Source organism: Marinobacter sp. V032, assembly GCF_052645435.1.
Window position 1 is genome coordinate 1 of sequence record NZ_JBQXYE010000004.1, and the last position, 20,475, is coordinate 20,475.

General features: G+C 55.0%; 14 protein-coding genes. 6 read left to right on the forward strand and 8 right to left on the reverse strand.

The window, feature by feature from the left end; translation table 11 throughout:
* Window positions 1-233: 233 nt before the first annotated feature.
* The 4 genes from purT to ACUN9X_RS15900 are packed head-to-tail and all read right to left on the reverse strand — an operon-like array spanning window position 234 to window position 2,755.
* A complete protein-coding gene (gene purT / locus ACUN9X_RS15885) occupies window positions 234-1,415 on the reverse strand; it encodes a formate-dependent phosphoribosylglycinamide formyltransferase (protein WP_260034964.1) in 1,182 nt (393 codons plus the stop codon).
* Between the two features lie 38 nt (window positions 1,416-1,453).
* Window positions 1,454-1,639 (reverse strand): DUF1289 domain-containing protein, encoded by a 186-nt coding sequence (locus tag ACUN9X_RS15890; protein ID WP_260034962.1) that lies wholly within the window; start codon window positions 1,637-1,639, stop codon window positions 1,454-1,456.
* 2 nt (window positions 1,640-1,641) lie between these two features.
* A complete protein-coding gene (locus tag ACUN9X_RS15895) occupies window positions 1,642-2,166 on the reverse strand; it encodes a gamma carbonic anhydrase family protein (RefSeq protein ID WP_260034961.1) in 525 nt (174 codons plus the stop codon).
* A gap of 7 nt (window positions 2,167-2,173) precedes the next feature.
* On the reverse strand, window positions 2,174-2,755 hold the full coding sequence (locus ACUN9X_RS15900) for an NUDIX hydrolase (protein WP_445473729.1): 582 nt from the start codon (window positions 2,753-2,755) through the stop codon (window positions 2,174-2,176).
* Window positions 2,756-2,899: 144 nt separating this feature from the next.
* Here ACUN9X_RS15900 and ACUN9X_RS15905 point away from each other — a divergent pair, with 144 nt between their 5' ends.
* Complete coding sequence (locus ACUN9X_RS15905) at window positions 2,900-3,472, forward strand: NUDIX hydrolase (protein WP_260034958.1); 573 nt, start codon at window positions 2,900-2,902, stop codon at window positions 3,470-3,472.
* Here ACUN9X_RS15905 and ACUN9X_RS15910 read toward each other — a convergent pair.
* Together ACUN9X_RS15910 and purL are read right to left on the reverse strand one after the other, a co-directional pair.
* Window positions 3,450-3,764: a Nif3-like dinuclear metal center hexameric protein gene (locus tag ACUN9X_RS15910; protein ID WP_260034957.1), complete on the reverse strand. Its 315-nt coding sequence runs from the start codon at window positions 3,762-3,764 to the stop codon at window positions 3,450-3,452. The genes ACUN9X_RS15905 and ACUN9X_RS15910 overlap by 23 nt on opposite strands.
* A gap of 640 nt (window positions 3,765-4,404) precedes the next feature.
* Entirely contained in the window at window positions 4,405-8,310 is a 3,906-nt protein-coding gene (gene purL, locus ACUN9X_RS15915) for a phosphoribosylformylglycinamidine synthase (RefSeq protein ID WP_445473730.1), read from the reverse strand.
* A gap of 569 nt (window positions 8,311-8,879) precedes the next feature.
* Here purL and mltF point away from each other — a divergent pair.
* Window positions 8,880-10,430 (forward strand): membrane-bound lytic murein transglycosylase MltF, encoded by a 1,551-nt coding sequence (gene mltF / locus ACUN9X_RS15920; protein ID WP_445473731.1) that lies wholly within the window; start codon window positions 8,880-8,882, stop codon window positions 10,428-10,430.
* Between the two features lie 23 nt (window positions 10,431-10,453).
* Here mltF and ACUN9X_RS15925 read toward each other — a convergent pair whose 3' ends face one another.
* A complete protein-coding gene (locus tag ACUN9X_RS15925) occupies window positions 10,454-10,951 on the reverse strand; it encodes a regulatory protein RecX (RefSeq protein ID WP_445473732.1) in 498 nt (165 codons plus the stop codon).
* Window positions 10,952-11,238: 287 nt separating this feature from the next.
* Here ACUN9X_RS15925 and ACUN9X_RS15930 point away from each other — a divergent pair, with 287 nt between their 5' ends.
* Window positions 11,239-13,896: a DUF349 domain-containing protein gene (locus tag ACUN9X_RS15930; RefSeq protein WP_445473733.1), complete on the forward strand. Its 2,658-nt coding sequence runs from the start codon at window positions 11,239-11,241 to the stop codon at window positions 13,894-13,896.
* A gap of 102 nt (window positions 13,897-13,998) precedes the next feature.
* On the opposite strand, the gene ACUN9X_RS15935 is transcribed toward ACUN9X_RS15930, so the two are convergent.
* Window positions 13,999-14,262 carry a late competence development ComFB family protein gene (locus tag ACUN9X_RS15935; protein ID WP_445473734.1) on the reverse strand — a complete coding sequence of 88 codons (264 nt, stop codon included), beginning with the start codon at window positions 14,260-14,262 and terminating at the stop codon, window positions 13,999-14,001.
* Window positions 14,263-14,636: 374 nt separating this feature from the next.
* Between ACUN9X_RS15935 and ACUN9X_RS15940 the strand changes: the two genes are divergently transcribed.
* The 3 genes from ACUN9X_RS15940 (at window position 14,637) to ACUN9X_RS15950 (ending at window position 20,475) form a co-directional block, all read left to right on the forward strand.
* The gene (locus ACUN9X_RS15940; RefSeq protein WP_445473735.1) at window positions 14,637-15,845 is read left to right on the forward strand and encodes an acetyl-CoA C-acetyltransferase; all 1,209 of its coding nucleotides are present in this window, start codon (window positions 14,637-14,639) and stop codon (window positions 15,843-15,845) included.
* Window positions 15,846-15,881: 36 nt separating this feature from the next.
* Window positions 15,882-18,029, forward strand: a complete 2,148-nt coding sequence (locus tag ACUN9X_RS15945) for a 3-hydroxyacyl-CoA dehydrogenase NAD-binding domain-containing protein (protein WP_445473736.1) — start codon at window positions 15,882-15,884, stop codon at window positions 18,027-18,029.
* A gap of 304 nt (window positions 18,030-18,333) precedes the next feature.
* Window positions 18,334-20,475 (forward strand): carboxy terminal-processing peptidase, encoded by a 2,142-nt coding sequence (locus ACUN9X_RS15950; RefSeq protein ID WP_260034997.1) that lies wholly within the window; start codon window positions 18,334-18,336, stop codon window positions 20,473-20,475.

Genomic DNA, 20,475 nt, shown 5'->3' on the forward strand with positions numbered 1-20,475 from the left:
TTACTTGGTCAACTTTTTAAAGAGCGGGGCGTGTAGCCCTGTTGAGAGCGCGTATTCTACAGCGATCCTCAACCTTGTCAACCACTAATTTGAAACTCTTTAATTCTTTTCAAATCAGTCAGTTAACGACTCTTTCGGTGTTGCCTTGAAGGCCGTTACCCCCGAAAGAGATGCGCATTCTACAGACTACCCTGACGGTGTCAACGCGTTATTTAAAAAAAGCGAAAAAGTTTTCAGAAGCTGACATCAATGGCCGCTACGACCGCTCGCGCCTTTGCTCTTGCCTCCTCTATATCCGCACCATGCGCCAGCGCCACACCCATGCGGCGACGACCCGCTATTTCAGGCTTACCGAACAGGCGAATAAAGGTATCCGGCGTTTCCAGCGCTTTCTCCAGATAATGAAACACCGGGGCTGCAGACGTACCGGATGGCAAAATAACCGCGCTTGCACTTGCCCCTTGCTGGCGAATGGCGGGCACAGGAAGACCAAGAATTGCACGGGCATGTAAAGCAAACTCCGACAAATCCTGAGACACAAGCGTCACCAGCCCGGTGTCATGAGGGCGCGGAGAGACTTCAGAAAAGTAGACGTCGTCCCCTTTTACAAAAAGCTCGACACCAAAAACGCCAAAGCCGCCCAGATTACCGGTGACCTTTTCTGCAATTTCCTTTGACCTGGCCAGAGCAAGGGTCGTCATCGGATGAGGCTGCCAGGACTCCCGATAATCACCATCCTCCTGTGTATGGCCGATGGGAGCACAAAATGAAACTCCACCTGCATGACGCACCGTCAGCAAGGTGATTTCGTAATCGAATTCGACAAACCCCTCAACAATGACCCGCCCTTTACCGGCACGGCCACCGGATTGCGCATACTCCCAGGCAGCATCAACTTCATCTTCCTGCCTTACTGTACTTTGCCCTTTTCCACTTGAACTCATGACCGGCTTAACGACCAGCGGTAACCCCACTTCGGCTACTGCTGCACGATAGGCTTCTATAGAATCAGCAAATTGATAAGGGGACGTCGGCAACCCCAACTCTTCAGCAGCAAGGCGACGAATACCTTCCCGGTTCATTGTCAGATTCACTGCGCGGGCGGTCGGGATGACTCGCACCCCCTCTTTCTCCAGCTCGACCAACTCTGGCGTTGCAATAGCCTCAATTTCGGGCACTACAAGGTGCGGTCTCTCGCGCTCGATGATCTGACGCAGCGCTTTGGAATCGAGCATATCGACAACATGACTTCTGTGTGCCACCTGCATTGCGGGCGCATTAGCATAGCGATCGACAGCGATTACCTCGACACCCAACCGCTGCAACTCAATGACGACTTCCTTGCCGAGCTCGCCAGCGCCACAAAAAAGGACTCGAAAAGCGGTGTCGGTTAATGGCGTACCAATACTGACCATGAATACTCACCTATTACGAATATTGGACTGCGCTAAAGCTAAAGCGCCACTTTCTCTTCCCGCTCCGCCACGAGCTTCAGAACCTCAGAACGCTCAGCATCGGACATTTGACTCCAACGGGTTATCTCTTCCACGGAACGCTGGCACCCGATGCATATGTCATCGCTGTCGAGCGCACAAATACTGACACAGGGTGATCGAACACGATCTTTTCTTGCCACCATACTCAGTCTACAGCCTCAAAATCGGAGAGGTAACGCTGTGCATTGTGGACATAATGGGCCGCACTGAGTTCAAGCATTTTTTTCTGGTTGTCATTGAGCTCTCGCTTCACTTTCCCCGGCGACCCAACAACCATTGATCCATCCGGCACCACCATGCCTTCCGGGATCAAAGTATTCGCCCCGATCAGGCAATGCTTACCAATCTTTGCACCATTGAGAACAACAGCATTAATGCCAATCAGGGAATAGTCGCCCACTTCACAGCCATGCAGCATCACCTTGTGCCCAACCGTCACTCCCCGCCCCAGCGTCAGCCGGATACCCGAGTCAGTATGAAGCACGCTACCGTCCTGAACATTCGTTTCTGGCCCAACAGTAATCAGGTCATTATCCCCGCGTATCACAACGTTGAACCAGATACTGCTCTTTTCCTGCAACACCACCTGACCAATAACTGTGGCGTTATCCGCAATAAATTGACCCTCACCTTCCAGCTGCGGTTCATGCTTGCCCAAACGGTATTTCATAGCGCCCTCACTTTTGCGGCTCAAGGATATCAATGCCGGCATCGTACACAGCATTCAGAAAATCGACCAGAATGACAGCCGACAGCCCCCAAATATGGTACCCCTCCCATTCATAGCAGGGCACATACAAGGTTTCGCCCTGAAACGATATTTCATCCGTGCGAAAACGCCGATCCTCCATAAAGAAACTCACAGGCGTCCGGAAGATGCTGTCAATTTCCCCAAAATTCGGTTCCAGCGGCGCATGCTCCGGAACAATCCCTACAAATGGGGTTACGAGTATCCGGTGACGCGAAACAACCTGACTCAATGGCCCTGCAACCTGAACGTACGACGGCAGCAATCCGATCTCTTCATGCGTCTCGCGCAAAGCCGTGTATTCAAGAGAGCTATCGGTCAGGTCACGCTTACCGCCGGGAAAAGCGACCTGCCCTCTATGAGTTTTCAGATGAGCAGCCCGTTGCGTGAGAATCAATTCAGGGTTTGAGGCGTTGTCTGTGACAGGCACCAGCACCCCGGCCTCCGGGTAGTCCAGCGTCAGCAACTTCGGCACATAGCGATCTAGGCGCCGCTTGAAATGGTTTAGCAAAATTCGGATCCCTACTTCATATTCGCTGCGCAGACGGCCTGACAGGTCGACCGGCAGAACGGAGAACGATCAGCGGTTTCATTTTTCGGGTCGACGCCATCGCTCGCCCAAGTATACTGGGATAATACAGAATTGAGGTGGCGAATGAATTATTGCAGTCATTGCGGCAATCCGGTCGCACATCGTATTCCTGCCGGCGACAACCGGCCCCGCTATATTTGTGATCATTGCGACACGATCCATTACCAGAACCCCAAAATTGTTGCCGGCACTGTTCCGATCTGGAACAACCAGGTCCTGTTGTGCCGTCGCGCCATTGAGCCCCGCAAGGGTTATTGGACGCTGCCTGCCGGCTTTATGGAAAACTCGGAAACCACCCTGGAGGCAGCGGTCAGGGAAACCCTGGAGGAAGCACTCGCGCCGGTGGAAGTAGATGGGATATATACCATCCTTCATGTGCCGCATATTGATCAGGTGCACATATTTTACCGGGCTACCATGATCAACGGCGAGTTTGGTGTCGGTGAAGAATCACTGGAATCCCGACTTTTCGACCTGGACGAGATCCCATGGGCCGAACTCGCGTTCCCCACCATCAGAGATACCCTCGAGCTTTTCGTGGCGGATATCGAGTCGGGCACTTTTCCGGTTCATGTAGACGACATTCGCCGCAAAATTCCTCATCAGTCAGACGTCAGTCCAGCGACTCCATCCTGAAAACCTCAAAGGCGGGCTCCTCATAAGGATGGGCTCGCCGCAAGGCTGCAAGCGCCTCTTTAATCCTGTCGTCTGCGCATACTATTTCGACTTTGAACTCATCCACGCATTCAACCTCACCTTGTTTCCCCAGGAAGGGCTGACTTCCTTCAAGCGGCCGAAACTGACCCTGTCCAGCGCACTGCCATGCACAACTATCGTAATCTCCGATTTTCCCGGCGCCGGCATCAAATATTGCCCGCTTGGTCGACTCAAGATGAGACTCCGGCACAAAAAAGCACAACTTGAACATAACGTCTCCTTATAGCACCTCAAATACTTAGACACGTTCAGCCTGAAACTGCATCAGGCATCTCTATATGTTCGCCAAAATGTGTACAAAACAACCAGAAAGCGCAAATATTAAGCGATTCAAACACTCGTAACACTTACCCACAGAAACTGTGGATAACTCTGGGGAAACATTTTGGGAACATGCCCCGAGACCCTGTGGTTACAGACCTCACCTCAAATTGGCGACAAAATCACCTAATCAAATTAACTGTTATTTTTCAATTAGTTATATGTTTCAAGTAAAATTTTCGATTGATTTGAAGGAATTGTTCAGCTCGCGTACAACAGCTAGGCGCATGTGTGCATAAAAAAATGAAGTCAAGAGAAAAAATGCGTTGAAACTACAATTTTACATCTTTAAGTTGGCGCAAAAGTTAGGTAAACGAAGCCAACAAACTGACTTTCATGACAGCTCTGTCACCAAAGTGGATAACCCGTAACGAGCCGTAACATGAAACGTTACCATTTGAAGCTCATCTGATGCCCAGATACAAAAAAACCGACTCCAGGATTGGAGCCGGTTTTTAAAAGTTGCCGGAGATTAGAGCAGCACTCTATATATCTATCGTTGCCAACAATAATCCCGCGACGACAGATACTCAGCCAAGATGCTTACGTGCATTACGGAACATTCGCAGCCACGGCGCATCCTCACCCCACTCAGCCGGATGCCAGGAATGCTGAACCGTGCGGAACACCCGCTCCGGGTGAGGCATCATGATCGTCACCCTTCCATCCCTGGAGGACAGGCCGGTAATACCCGATACCGATCCGTTCGGGTTGAATGGATAGCGTTCGGTGGCATGCCCATCGTTGCTGACATAACGCAATGCGATCATACCGTTTTGCTGCAGGTTGGACGGCGATTCAGCGCTGGCAAACTCAACCCGCCCTTCACCGTGGGCGACAGCGATAGGCATACGCGAGCCCGCCATACCATCAAGGAAAACGGAGGACGATCGCTCCACCTCGACCATCACCAGACGCGCCTCAAATTGATCCGATTCATTTCGGACAAAGCGCGGCCAGCCGTCTGTACCCGGGATCAACTCATGCAGATTCGATAGCATCTGACAGCCATTGCAGACACCCAATGCTATGGTGTCATTTCGCGAGAAAAAGCCGGAGAACTGTTCGCGGACACGCTCATTGAAGAGAATTGATTTAGCCCAGCCTTCGCCTGCTCCCAGGACATCGCCGTAGGAGAAACCACCGCACGCCACCAACGCCTTGAAGCTCTCGAGGGTCACTCGACCTGAAAGCACATCACTCATATGGACATCGGTCGCTTCGAAACCGGCACGATCGAACGCCGCTGCCATCTCGACCTGACCATTGACACCTTGCTCCCGCAACACGGCAATTTTGGGTCGCGCACCGCTGTTGATGTACGGCGCAGCAATGTCTTTGGTAGGATCAAAACTCAACTTCGCATGCAAGCCCGGCGTACCTGATGCCAGAATGTTATCAAACTCCTGCTTGGCGCAATCGGCATTGTCCCTCAAGGACTGAATCTGATAGCTGGTTTCGGACCACAGGCGTTGATACTCGGAGCGACTCGCGTCAATCACGGCCTGCCCCTCAAACGTAAAGCGAACGCGATCATCAGCACTTGTGGTACCAATCACCGCAACATGCTCTCCAAGCCCTGCTGCCGTGAATTGCTGGAGCACGAACGGGGTGTCGTCACGGCGCACCTGAATAACGGCGCCCAGCTCTTCATTGAACAGTTCCCGCGCAAACTGGCTGCGCTCCTCTGCCAACCCGTCAAGCTTGATTTCAATACCGGTGCGGCCTGCGAACGCCATTTCCACTAATGTGGTGAAGACACCGCCGTCCGAACGATCGTGATAAGCGAGCAGCTTGTCATCACCGCTCAAGCCCTGAATAACAGCGAAAAATGCTTTGATGTCTTCAGGGTCGTCAAGATCCGGCGCAACTGCGCCCATCTGACCATACACTTGTGCGAGCGCTGACCCACCGAGTCGATTCTGGCCAGCCGCCAAATCAACAAGAATCAGGTCAGTCTCGCCTGCGTCGGTTTTGAGCTCAGGTGTCAACGTGCTACGAACGTTCGTCACCGGCGCAAAGCCACTGATTATCAGTGATAGAGGAGCCGTTACACTCTTCTGTTCCCCACTATCCTCTTCCCAGGCGGTCTTCATCGACATCGAGTCTTTGCCAACCGGGATAGTGATGCCCAGTTTGGGGCAAAGCTCCATCCCTACCGCCCGCACTGTTTCGTAAAGGTTTTCATCTTCGCCGGGGTGACCGGCCGCCGCCATCCAGTTTGCAGACAGCCGGATATCGGACAACTTCTCAATCCGCGCAGCTGCAAGATTGGTGATGACTTCACCTACGGACATGCGACCGGATGCCGGCGCGTCAATTGATGCAACTGGCGTGCGCTCCCCCATCGCCATGGCTTCACCGGCCAGGGTGTCGAATGATGTCGCGGTTACCGCAACGTCACTCACTGGCACCTGCCAGGGCCCGACCATCTGGTCACGAGCAACCAGACCGGTAATAGTGCGGTCGCCGATGGTAATCAGGAAGCTCTTGCTGCCGACGGACGGCAACCGCAGAACACGGCGAGCCGCTTCGTTAACATCAATCTCGCGGGAGTCAAAAATAGGCTTTGTAAACGACGAACGCTCGACACTTCGATGCATTCTCGGCGGCTTACCGAACAACACATCCATCGACAGATCAACGGGCTGATCATCAAAGTAGGCATCCGCCAGCTCCAGATGGTGCGCCTCAGTCGCTTCGCCCATCACGGCATATGGACAACGTTCACGTCTGCAAATGGCGTCAAACCGCTCCAGATTCTCTGGCGCTACCGCCATGACATAACGTTCCTGGGATTCGTTACACCAGATTTCCAGCGGCGACATGCCCGGCTCATCACTCGGGATATCGCGCAGCTCAAAGCGCCCGCCACGACCGCCATCTTTGACCAGCTCAGGCATGGCGTTGGACAAACCACCAGCCCCGACGTCGTGGATAAAGGCAATAGGATTGTCATCACCCAACTGCCAGCAACGATCGATCACTTCCTGGCAACGGCGCTCCATTTCCGGGTTTTCACGCTGGACCGATGCGAAGTCCAGATCCTCATGACTGCTACCGGAGTCCATTGAGGAAGCCGCACTGCCACCCAGGCCGATCAGCATGGCAGGGCCACCCAAAACGATCAGTTTGGCGCCAACAGGGATTTCGCCTTTTTCAATATGATCCGGGCGGATATTGCCAAGGCCGCCGGCGATCATGATCGGCTTGTGGTAGCCACGCACCTCTTCGCCAGCTGCACCCATAACCTTTTGCTCGAAGGTACGGAAGTAACCGGTCAGATTGGGTCGCCCGAACTCGTTATTGAAAGAAGCGCCACCGATTGGGCCTTCAATCATGATGTCGAGCGCAGAGGCGATGCGATCCGGCTTACCGTAATGCTCCTCCCAGGGCTGCTCATCTCCCGGGATATTCAGGTTAGAGACTGTAAACCCGGAGAGACCCGCCTTGGGCTTGGAGCCTCGACCGGTCGCCCCCTCATCACGAATTTCACCACCGGAACCGGTTGCAGCACCCGCGTAGGGAGAAATAGCCGTAGGATGATTGTGCGTCTCCACCTTCATCAGGATATGGATATCTTCCGGGTGGTAACCGTAGCTGCCCGTTTCGGGGTCCGGATAAAAACGGCCAGCATGGCTGCCTCGAATAACCGAGGCATTGTCTTTATAGGCTGAGAGCACACCCTCGCTGTTCATTTCAAAGGTGTTGCGGATCATCGCAAACAGGGATTTCTCCTGGCCTTCGCCATTGATATCCCAGGAAGCATTGAAAATTTTGTGTCGACAGTGCTCAGAGTTTGCCTGGGCAAACATCATCAGTTCGACGTCAGTTGGGTCCCGCTCGAGCTGGGTAAACGACTTGACCAGATAATCAATCTCATCATCAGCGAGCGCCAGCCCCAACGCCTGGTTGGCCTCTGCCAATGCAGGACGACCGCCCGTCAGCACCGGAATCCGGTTGGAGGTGCGCGGTTCTTCGCGATGGAACAGCAACTCTGCGCCGCCCATTTCATGGAACACTCGCTGCGTCATGCGATCGTGTAACAGGCGAGCGATTGCTTCGCGCTGTTCAAGCTTTAACTTGGTATCAGCATGCACATAGAAAGCAGTGCCACGCTCAATACGACGTATCTGTCGAAGCCCGCAGATGCGCGCAATATCGGTAGCCTTGGTAGACCAGGGTGAGATCGTGCCCGGCCGAGGCACCACCAGGAACAGCACACCTTCAACGGCCTGCGTTTCTGTCGCAGGCCCGTAGGTCAGCAAGCGATCAAGGATCACCTGCTCGTCTTCAAGGAGAGCGTCGGGCACATCGACGAAGTGCATGAACTCCGCATAAATCCGTGAAACTCCCGGTACAACAGACTGAATCTGGGACAGCAGTTTTTGGGAGCGGAATGATGAGAGTGCGGGGGCACCGCGAAGTTCCAGCATGGCAACAACCTGTATCGCGCTGATCTAGTGAAATCGGGCTTGTCCCCATCAATATGGAAGACCTGGCCGCGTTAGAAACGGCCGGAATGATACCGGAAAGCAGCCCCCGGATACAGATATGGCAGCGCTCCTGAAACCGCTTTTTCGACAACTTAATGAAATTTCAGGTTGGCCTGTGCAATCCGATGGTCGCCCCATGCTCCCTTCAAGCACCGCAACCATCTGAGCCGTCTGCAATTGCGGGCTTTTCAAGGGCCTGTTCAACCCTCTGACCAGCCTATTGAGCGAGAGATATCAATCATTAAAATTTACAAGCTTTTGCAGCATTGGACCGATAGCTAATTGACCGCACACACGGATTTCGAGATTATGGCGTGATGGTTAGTTGATCGATTTTTCAACAGCTCTGTGTACCTGATCAACAAATATGATGTCCAGGGACAATGGACGGTACTGCCGGCGTGTCGCAGGCATCACACCCCCATAGGGCAGTAGCCCGTTCAGATCAGCATATTGCTTCCCGGTAAAACCGGCGTCTGAGTGGGTTCGCAGTACGGGAGACCAGGGATTTGTCAGTAAATCAATACAGCCTCGTGCCTGTCGTACAGGTAAGGCCCATCAGACGCCTGTTTCGGCCATCGGCAATCCGACGGCTGCGATACGCGTTTGTGCTCAGCCTGGCAGGCATTCTGGGTGCCTGCTCGAAACCCTCCACTCTGGACGAGCTCAAGCAGGAAGGCGTGCTTCACGTAATCGCCCGCCCCTCCACCTCCGTTTACTACGAAGGCCGTGACGGCCCGAGCGGTTTCGAATATGAGCTCGCCAAACGCTTTGCAGCGGAACTGGGTGTCGAGCTACGAGTGCGCGTCGCTGAAAATAATGGTCAGATCCTGTCCGTGCTGAACCGTGGATACGCCCACATCGGGCTTGCCGGCCTGGCTTCCAGCGCAGCGAATACTGAAAAGCTCAAAACAGTTCCAACTTCGCTGACCGTCCAGTCCACATTGATCTACAACCGCAAGTCCGACTCTGCCAGAGACGTCGAATCTATCGGAACGCGCACTGTTCACTATGTGGCGGACAGCAATCACCCCAAGTTCATCGCCGAACTGACTCAGCTATACCCGGAACTCAAGTTCGAGGCCCACCCAGATCTCGATACTGCCGGTATTCTCGAACGTGTGGAGTCAGGCAAGTTCAAGGTAGCGGTTATTGATTCAACCGAGCTGGCTTTAAATCAGGTCTTTTTCCCGAACGTTAAAAAGGGATTCAACCTGAACAAGCCACAGCCCATTGCCTGGCTATTCCCATCACAGCAGGATGACACGCTCGTTAATGCCGCGCGTCAGTTCTTTTCGAAACTGCAGGCCAACGGCAAGCTTGATCAACTCAAGGAACGATTCTACGGCCACCTGGACCGACTCAACTATGTTGGTGCCCGCACCTTTGTCTATCACGTGCGGAATCGCCTGCCGACCTATGAGCTGAGCTTCCAGACGACAGCCAGCAAGTACGACATGGACTGGCGCCTGCTTGCTGCCATTGGTTATCAGGAATCGCATTGGCGACCGAATGCCGTCTCCCCTACCGGCGTGCGCGGCATGATGATGCTCACACGCAATACAGCGCAATATGTCGGTATCGACAACCGGCTGGACCCTGAGAAAAGTATTGATGGTGGCGCCCGATACTTCCAGATGGTGCATGACCAGATTCCAGCGGATATCCCTGAACCAGACCGGACCTGGTTTGCCCTGGCATCTTACAACGTAGGCTACGGCCACCTTGAAGATGCCCGTCGCCTGGCTGAAGGGGCCGGCGCCAATCCGGACAGGTGGATTGACGTCATGGAGTACCTGCCACTGCTGTCGCAGAAGAAATGGTATTCAAAAACCAAGTATGGTTATGCCCGCGGCCATGAACCGGTGGTCTACGTGCAAAATATCAGACGTTACTTCGACGTCCTGGCCTGGATGAAGCAGCCCCTGAGTAGCCATGAGCAACTAGCCCAGCAGGATGACATCCCGTCGCTGCCCTCGGACGGCGCGACGCCCGCAAGCCCGCCCATGAGTCAGGGCAGCATTCCCAGCGCCCTCTCTATCGCACCGCCGACGCTCTGACCCGGCCGTTGGCGGCGATAGTCTCAATCCTCCTCAACATGATCCTCCGAACGTGCCGACAGCGCCTGTTCAGCCTGCTCCCCAGTAAAGCCGCGCTGGGCCAGGAAACGCCCCTGCTTCACTTTCTGATCCCACTCCAACGCCTCATCCGCAATACCAAAACGCCGGCGCCTGGCGTTCAACGCCAGCATGAACCAGTCGCGGTCAGATGCTTCCCGCATACATTCCGGCCGGCTGAAGATACCCCGCTTCTGCAGCTCGCTCTCAATTTTCAGAGGCCCATAGCCTGACTCCATTCGCTGGCGCGCATAGATGTCGGCAAATCGAAGGTCGTCCAGCCAACCATTCGCTTCATACTCATCCAGCACAACCTCGATCAAATCGCGCGGCAGCTTTCGCTTCAGCAATTTAAGCGACAATTCCTGGCGGCTATGCTCGCGGCGAGCCAAAAGTTTCAGTGCCAGGGATCGGGTGCGGTATTCGGGATCGTCATCTGCAGAAGACTTGAATCCTGATGCCATCGGTGCCCTCTATTAATCCGTTTTTCAATATAAGTCAGACGAGTGGCTCACAATGACAGCAGAACCGACGCAAGAGTCGCGAGCTGCGCCACTCAGGCTCTCACCGGAAATTTGAAGCGCAAGCCTGTGCAGGGGCTTATCAAAACTATTAGACTAACCCACCACCAACTTGCCCGTCGATCCGGGCGAGTCTGGCTACCGGCGTCCGACACCTTTCGGGCCAACCGCTTCTGACCAGTTTCAGACTGCGATCAGCTAACTGCGCTTATCAACAGGAAGTCTTTTTTATGGCGGCATTCATCAAGAAGTTTTTCAAGGCAAAAAAACCGGACACCAACCGCCCGGCCAGCAAGCCCAGCCCCGCGCGTCAATTGGATCCGAATAGCCCGGAGGACCTGCTGACCCTGCAAAAGCGCATTCGCGAAAACGATGATCCCACGGTGCGTAACGCCGCAGTGGAACAACTCAATCATATTCAGCAGCTGATCCCCCTCTACCCTGACGTTTCGTCCTCTGTTCGCGGTCGAATCGCCCAACGCATCAATCAACTGGCCAAGGCCTCGCCGCACCAGGTTGAGGAAGCCCGGCGTCACTTGACCGATCCGACACAGCAAGCCCTGATTGAACAGCTTTGCCTCGCCGGCACCAACAGTGTCGATCAAATCTCGGCAGCGACGGATCCCGAACAGCTGATACGCTATGCCATCGAAGGCAAAACAGCTGCCGTTCGCCTCGCAGCAGCCGATCACGTTCAGGACGAAGCGGGCCTGCAGCAGATCCAGAAATCGGCAAAAGGCCGTGACAAGGGCGTCTATCAACTCGTCAAGAAGAAGCTGCAAGCTGTGCGTGAAGCACAGGAAGCGGAACGTGAAAAGCAGCAAGCCGTTTCAGATCTTGTTCGGGTCGCTGAAGAACACGCCAGAACCGACAATATGCGACTCTATACCGCCAAGGTTGAAAGCCTTCAGGCTCAATGGCGTGACACCAAAGCCAACGCATCAACCGAGCAGCAAACCCAATTCCTTTCCGCTCTGGACATTTGCCTGAAACGAGTGAAAGCACTCGAAGCAGATGCACTTGCCGAACAGGCGTCAAAACAGAAGCAGGAAGAAAGAGCCGGCACACTCGCGCTTCTGAAGGAAACGCTGGGCAGCCTTGAGCAGGAAATCCCCGAGCGCGGGCCGTCACTGTCCGCGCTTGATGCTCTGCAAAAAACCCAGGAAAACCGATGGCTGGAAGCTACCCGCGACGCCGAGGTGAGCAAAGCTGAGCAAAAGGACTATCAAAACCTGATGCTGAGCCTGCGAAACTACATCGCAGCCGTGCAACGTTTTCTTGCCGTGGCCGAAGAGCTGGATTCCCCGGATGTTGCAGACGCGGCGCCAGCTCGGCTCCATGAACTTGCCAACACGGTGGACTGGCCAGCCGGCTTCGCTCGCCCTCAAGCACTGGAAAACCTGTCGCGCAAGCTAGGCGAAACGCGGCAGGCCCGCAAGGAAGAAATCGCAGATCAGAGCGAACAAATCAGTGCGCTGGACTCGTTGTTGGACCGACTGGAGAAGAGCCTCGAGCAGAATCTGTTCAAGGAATCCTCTCAATTGCACAAACAGGCACAACATGCGTTCAACAGCCTGGATCGCCGTCACGCCAGTGCCCGCCAAGCTCGTCTGACGCTGCTCGGTCGACAGCTACACGACTTGCAGGACTGGCGTGGTTTCGCAACCCGTCCGAAGCAGGAAGAGCTATGCGGCGCCATGGAATACCTGGCTGACCAGCACATGGAGCCCGAAGCGAAAGCCGAGCGTATAAAAGAGTTGCAAAAGGAGTGGCGAGAGCTCGGCGGGTCATCCGATCAGTCGCTGTGGCAGCGATTCAAAGCCGCATCCGATGCAGCATATGCGCCCTGCCAAGCTTATTTCGAGGCGAAATCAGAACTCAAGGATGCGAACCTCCAAACACGTAAAGCCATCTGCGATCAACTGGCAGAGTTTGTTGAAAATGCCAATTGGTCAAGTATGGACTGGAAAGCCGTCGAACAGATCCACCGGGTTGCACGTGAAGAATGGCGCCAGGCATGGCCAGTTGATTTCAAGGCAAATCGTGGGCTACAAAAGCGATTTGACGGGTTGCTAAAGCAAGTCGAAGCGCCGCTTGAAGAGGCGCGTCAGAAAAACGAAGCCCTCAAACTGGACATTGTAAAACAGGCTGAAGATTTGCTGACCCACGAGCCCCTCAGCGATGCGATGACGCAGGCGAAATCATTGCAGAAAGAGTGGGAACAGATCGGCATTACACATCATCGCGAAGACCGCAAAATGTGGCAAGCGTTCCGCGCTGCATGCGACGGTATTTTTGCACGTCGTGATGCCCGCCGCGAAGAGCAGGCAGAAGAGGATACAGCCGCAATCGAAGAACTGAAAGCGGCCCTTGAAACCAGTGTGACAATGCGCAATGAAGGCGATACATCGCCAGAGGCATGCGCCGACATGCTGAAGACGCTAAAGCAGGTGACATTACCGCGCCGACTTCCAGACAACCTCAAGCAGGCGTTGCACGACGAACGCCAAGCCTTGCAGAGCATGGTCGATGCCGCATCCCGTCAGCAACAGGTCAACAAATGGCTGGAACAATTCAGCAGTCACGATGCCGATCAAAACGTGAAGCAGAGCGACCTGCCCTCACCTCTACCATCACCCCGGGACATTGCCGTTCGGCTTGAGATTCTGACTGGCGCCTCGTCACCGGAAGAAGATCAGGCGTTGCGGATGCAGCAGCAAGTTGCGCGTCTCGCCGCTGGCATGGCGAGCAGCAGTGCCGCAACATCGACCGAACAGGAAATTGATACGCTGGCTCGTTGCTGGCAGGTACAGGACGTTACACAAGATGAAGCCGAGGCGCTTCGATCACGCATGGCCGACGCCCTGAACCAGTGGCGGGATAGTTAAAAAGCTTTATTAATACCACCGGTTCCGGTTTCAAGGGCCGGTGGCACACCTCATCTCCTCCACGCGATGATCGCAGAGTGATTCACTTTCACTCACAAGCGCTCAATGGGAACCCCGGCTTTTCACAAAGGTTTTGGCTTCAGCTACCACGTTGGCCACCTTCTCCCTCATTTCCTGCAACTCCGGATCAGCCATGTAGAACATGATATCGATCTTGTGGCGGTAGTATCGGGGCGGCAACCGGTTCAGTGCCACACACATGACATCCGACAGGAATTCTTCATCCTCGCCTTCCTGCATCGAATCATCGATCGCTTCCAGCACAAGTCGCTCGTAAAAATTATTGATGTTATCCAACAGGGACATCGCAACAACCTCTCAGATCAAATAGCGCGTTGCCTTTCCTCTTTGCAACTGCAGAGGATGAAGCAACACAGACGAAACAGGGGCCCAGGCAAGATTGGCGCAGGCTGGGCTTTCAGCCTCAATGTCTTCCTAGATTAGAAGGAGATTGCATCCCTGTCAGTCTCGCCTATCGATAATTGCCAATCGGGTGAGCGATTTCGCCAGTCGAATTGGCAGGCCCCGCCATTACCTGCCAGACAGCACGCCGTTAAGGTGCTGATTTACCCATGCGTCGTCAGGCAATTACGGGCACACTAAGCCGATAACAAAAGCGACAAGCGCGCGACCTGTGCCAAAGACAGATCCTGCTGCGCATTCAATTCCGAGGATTCCCCATGACTACCGATGCTTACATATTTGACGCCGTTCGCACGCCCAGAGGGCGCGGCAAAAAGGATGGTTCGCTGCATAGCGTCAAACCCATCAGCTTGCTGACAACGGTGCTCAAAGCGCTTCAAACCCGCAACAACCTCGACACATCACAAGTTGACGACATCGTCATGGGTTGCGTGACAGCAGTAGGCGATCAGGGCGCAGATATCGCCAAAACCGCTGCGCTTGCGGCCGATTGGGACGAGGTAGTCGCGGGCGTGACACTGAACCGGTTCTGCGCATCCGGTCTCGAGGCCGTCAATCTTGCGGCCATGAAAGTTCGCTCCGGCTGGGAAGATCTGGTGGTTGCCGGCGGCGTGGAATCCATGTCCCGCGTCCCGATGGGCTCCGACGGCGGCGCCTGGGCAACAGATCCGGCGACTAATCTCCACACTGGCTTTATGCCGCAAGGTATTGGGGCGGATTTGATCGCGACGCTAGAAGGCTTCAGTCGTGCCGACGTTGACCAGTTTGCCGCCAACTCCCAGCGCAAGGCAGGTGCCGCCTGGGACAACGGCTACTTCGCGAAATCCATTGTGCCGGTAACGGATCAGAATGGCGTGGTCATTCTGGATCGTGACGAGCATGTTCGCCCGGAAACAACAGCGGAATCTCTCGGCAAGCTCAACCCATCGTTCCAGATGATCGGCGATATGGGGTTCGATAGCGTCGCCCGGGAGAAATACCACGCAGTGGAACGCATTAATCACGTGCATCACGCCGGCAACTCCTCAGGCATGGTCGATGGCGCAACCGCCATGCTTATAGGCAGCAAGGCCAAAGGTGAATCACTGGGACTCACACCACGGGCGCGCATTATTGCAACGGCTGTCACCAGCACAGACCCCACCATCATGCTTACCGGCCCCGCTCCCGCTGCGCGTAAAGCACTTGCGAAAGCAGGCCTTTCGGTGGACGACATTGACCTGTTCGAAGTCAACGAAGCCTTTGCCTCTGTGGTGATGCGTTTTCAGAAAGAACTGAACGTGCCTGATGACAAGGTCAACGTTAACGGCGGCGCCATCGCAATGGGACACCCACTGGGGGCAACCGGCGCGATGATCCTCGGCACCCTGCTCGATGAGCTGGAGCGCCGCGAGCAACGATACGGTCTGGCCACGCTTTGCGTCGGTGGTGGCATGGGTATCGCAACCATTATTGAACGCTGCTGATTCCGGGCCGACACTGCCAGACAAAGGATTTAAGACATGAGTGCTATCCGTTACGACATTGACGAAAACAAGATCCTGACCCTGACCATCGATATGCCGGGGCAATCTGCCAACACCATGAACAGCGACTTCCGCGCAGCGCTGAGCGACACCGTGTCGCGCGTTCAGCAGGATCTCGCCAACATCAGCGGCATCATTCTGACTTCCGGCAAGCGCACTTTTTTTGCCGGCGGAGACCTGAACGAGCTCTTCCGGGTTACACCGGATCAGGCCGGCGAATTTGAGGACATGGTCAACAGTCTAAAGCGCCAGATGCGTATCCTCGAGACCAGCGGCAAACCTGTGGTCGCGGCGATCAACGGCTCCGCACTCGGTGGCGGCCTTGAGCTTTGCCTTGCCTGCCACCACAGGGTCGTGCTCGATGACGACACCATTCAGCTCGGCCTGCCTGAAGTGACACTTGGCCTACTGCCCGGTGGTGGCGGCACCCAGCGTCTCCCTCGCATGATTGGACTGGAAGCCGCTTTTCCGTATCTGATGGAAGGCAAAAAAGCCAACCCTCAGGCGGCATTAAAAGCGGGCATTGTCGATGCGATTGCCAGCGATACCGACGACCTTCTCCGGCAAGCCCGCGCGTTTATCGAAGCCAACCCGAAAGCCACTCAGCCCTGGGACAAAAAAGGCTTCAAGATCCCGGGCGGCGGCCCGCAACACCCGGCAATGGCGCAAAAGCTCGCCATCGCACCCGCCATCCTGCGCCAGAAAACCCGGGGCTGTTACCCGGCGCCCGAGGCCATCCTGTCTGCCGCGGTGGAAGGGGTTCAGGTGGATTACGATAACGGTGAAAAAATCGAGACCCGATACTTTGCCGAACTGGTCACCGGCCAGGTCGCCAAGAACATGACCGGCACCTTCTGGTTCCAGCTCAATGCCATCAAGGCAGGCGAAAGCCGGCCCAAAGGTATTAAGCCCGCAAAATTCAGTAAGGTGGGTATTCTGGGTGCCGGCATGATGGGCGCGGGTATCGCATACTCAACGGCCAGCCGCGGGGTGTCCGTCGTGCTCAAAGACGTCAGCACGGAAAACGCTGAGAAAGGCAAAGACTATTCCCGCAAGCTGCTGGACAAGAAGGTCAGCCGCGGCCGCATGACCACAGAAGCTCAGGAAGAAGCGCTCAGCCGAATCACAGCAACGGCATCCGCCGCTGACCTGGCGGGCTGTGACCTGATTATCGAGGCGGTTTTTGAAGACAGCGCTCTCAAGGCACGTGTCACTGAAGAAGCCGAACCGCAGCTGATGGAAGGTGGTATCTTCGCGTCCAATACCTCCACCATCCCCATCACTCAGCTCGCCAAAGCTTCAGCACGGCCAGAGCAGTTCATCGGCCTGCACTTCTTCTCACCAGTCGACAAAATGCAGCTGGTTGAAATTATCGTGGGCGATAAAACCTCAGACGAGACGCTGGCCCGGGCATTCGATTATGTTCAGCAGATCGGCAAGATCCCGATTGTCGTTAACGATAGCCGTGGATTCTTTACATCACGGGTGTTTGGCACTTTCGTCAATGAAGGGGTGGCGATGGTGCGTGAAGGCATACACCCTGCCAGCATTGAAAATGCGGGGCTGCTTGCCGGCATGCCGGTCGGGCCGCTTGCGGTATGTGATGAAGTCAGCCTGACCCTGATTCAGCACGTCCGGAACCAAAGCCGCAAGGATATCGAGGCAACAGGCCAGAATTGGCAGGCCCACCCGGCGGAATCGGTGATAGATGCGTTGGTCAACGAGCACGATCGCAAGGGGAAAGCGGCCGGTGGCGGCTTTTACGATTACCCTGCTTCCGGTAAAAAGCACCTCTGGCCAGAACTGGCAGCCCTGTTCACCCAACCCGGGGCCACACAGACAGCCGACCTGCAAACACTGAAAGACCGGTTGCTGTTTATTCAGGCCATCGAGACCGTGCGCTGTCTGGAAGAAGGTGTATTGCGCACCGTCGAAGACGCCAACATCGGCAGTATTTTCGGTATCGGGTTTGCCCCCTGGACTGGCGGCGCCATCCAGTACATCAATCAATACGGTGTGCGCCAGTTTGCAGAACGGGCACAAACGCTGGCAGACCAGTTCGGCGAGCGCTTCACGCCCCCAGGTCTTCTGCTGAAACATGCGGAGTCCGGCACGCCGTTCTAATCAGGATCTGGCGGGAGGCCCTCGCTCTCCCGCCTGCATCTTCCAGGCAAAACTTGTCTGCATCATGGACAGATTGTCATGCCCCTCCTCATGATCTTCGGTAGCAACGTATTGCCGGCTTGCCTACAATGAAATCAGGAGTTCCCGGTTTTACCGTGCACCATATTTCCCTGTTGACCGAATTGCGGGAAGATGTGAACCCGGGCGCGTGCCATCCACGTATGGCCTAAACCCTAACCTGCATAGATCAGACAACATGCCAATGACGATCCGAAAGCCTATTCTTCCCCGTCTTAAGTCAGGGATGTTCCGGACCTGCCTCCGCTCTTCCGGTGCCGCACTGGCCATGGGACTCATACTCTCTTCCTCGGCGGCGATTGCCGCAAACGAGCCCCGGAAGAGTGAAAACTTCGAACCGGTCACCCCAACGATTGATCAGGCCCGGGCGAATATCCTTATTGCGCGTCAGCTCCAGTTCACTCATTTTCTGGACCAGCGCATCGATAGCAAGCTTTCAGCCAGAGTATTTGATGGCTACCTTGATCAGCTTGATAGCCAGCGCATCTACTTCCTCAAAAGCGATATTGAGGAGTTCACTCCCTGGCGTGCCAAGCTGGATTCGGCTCTGAAAACCGGTCAACTGGACCCGGCATTCCATATTTATAACCAGTTCCAGCATCGCGTTATTGAGCGACTCGAATTCGCGCTCAGCCTGATTAATGACGGTGTCGACCAGTTTTCATTCGACGACGATGAAAAGATCGAGCTTGATCGCTCCGAAGAGCCCTGGGCGTCAGATCAGAACGAACTCGACCAGATCTGGACCCGACGCATCAAAAATGCTGTTCTGGCCCAGCGCCTGAATGGCAAAACTGACGAAGAGATCACCACATCACTGACCCGGCGTTATGAAAGCCAGCTTAAACGTGCCCACCAGGCACGCAGTGAAGATGCTTTCCAGAGTTATATGAACGCATTTGCCAGTGTCTGGGATCCGCACACGTCCTACTTCTCGCCGCGCACCTCCGAGAACTTCAATATCAACATGAGCTTGTCGCTTGAAGGTATTGGTGCCGTGCTGCAGGGCGATAACGAATACACCAAAGTCGTTCGTCTGGTACCTGGCGGCCCTGCATCCAAGCAAGGGCAGCTCAAACCGGCGGATCGTATCGTGGGTGTTGGACAGGGCAAAGACGAAGACATCGTGAATGTCATAGGCTGGCGCCTGGATGAGGTGGTTGACCTGATTCGCGGGCCTCGGGAGTCAATGGTTCGTCTGGAAGTGATCCCGGCAAATGCCTCGGACGAAACCATCACCCGCACGATCAACATTACCCGTGACGAGGTGAAGCTCGAAGAGCAGTCCGCCAAAAGCAACATGATCGAGATCGAACAGGGTGGCAAATCCCACAAGATCGGGGTTATTGATATCCCGACCTTTTATGCCGACTTTAAAGGCATGCAAGCGGGCGACCCCAATTACAAGAGCACCACGCGCGACGTGCGCAAGCTGCTCGAAAAGCTTAAAACCGACGGCATGGAAGGCCTGGTCATTGACCTGCGCAACAACGGCGGCGGCGCCTTGCAGGAAGCCAACGACCTTGTCGGCCTGTTTATAGATGAAGGCCCGACCGTCCAGATCCGTAACGCCGACAACGACGTTAACGTACTCACAGATGACGATCCCTCTGTCGCTTACGATGGCCCGTTGATCATTCTTGTGAACCGCATGAGCGCTTCGGCTTCGGAGATCTTTGCCGGTGCCATTCAGGACTACGGTCGCGGGCTGGTTGTCGGTTCGCAGACATTTGGCAAAGGCACCGTTCAGGCCGTACGCCCGCTGAACCACGGCCAGCTGAAAATCACCCAGTCCAAGTTCTACCGGGTCTCCGGCGGCTCCACCCAGCACAAGGGTGTTATCCCCGACATCACTATTCCAACCCGTATCAACAAGGATGAAATTGGTGAAGACGCACTAGATGACGCCCTGCCCTGGGATCAGATCGAAGCAGTGCCTCATCAGCGTTACTATGATTTCAGTACCGTTATTGATGAGCTGCGTACCCGCCACGACAAGCGCTTCGAAAAGAGCCCGGACTTCCAGTTGCTGGAAGAGGAGATCCAGTTGCTCGACAGCCAGCGCGATCGCAAGTACGTCAGCCTGAACCTGAAAGAGCGTGAAGCCTATCAGGACGATCTGGAAACGCGTCAGCTCAAAATCGCCAATGCCCGCCGTCAATTGAAAGGCGAAGAGCCGTTCAAAGACTGGAAAGCGTTTGAGGACTACCAGGAAGCCGAGGCGATTGATCCGGACAAGGAAAGCTCAAGTGACTTCATCGTCCGTGAAGGCGGTCATATCATGACGGATATGATCGAGCTTGATTCGCGCATGGCCTCCATCAACCGACCTGAGCCAGTTACCGCTCAGGCCGAAAGCAAGTTCTGA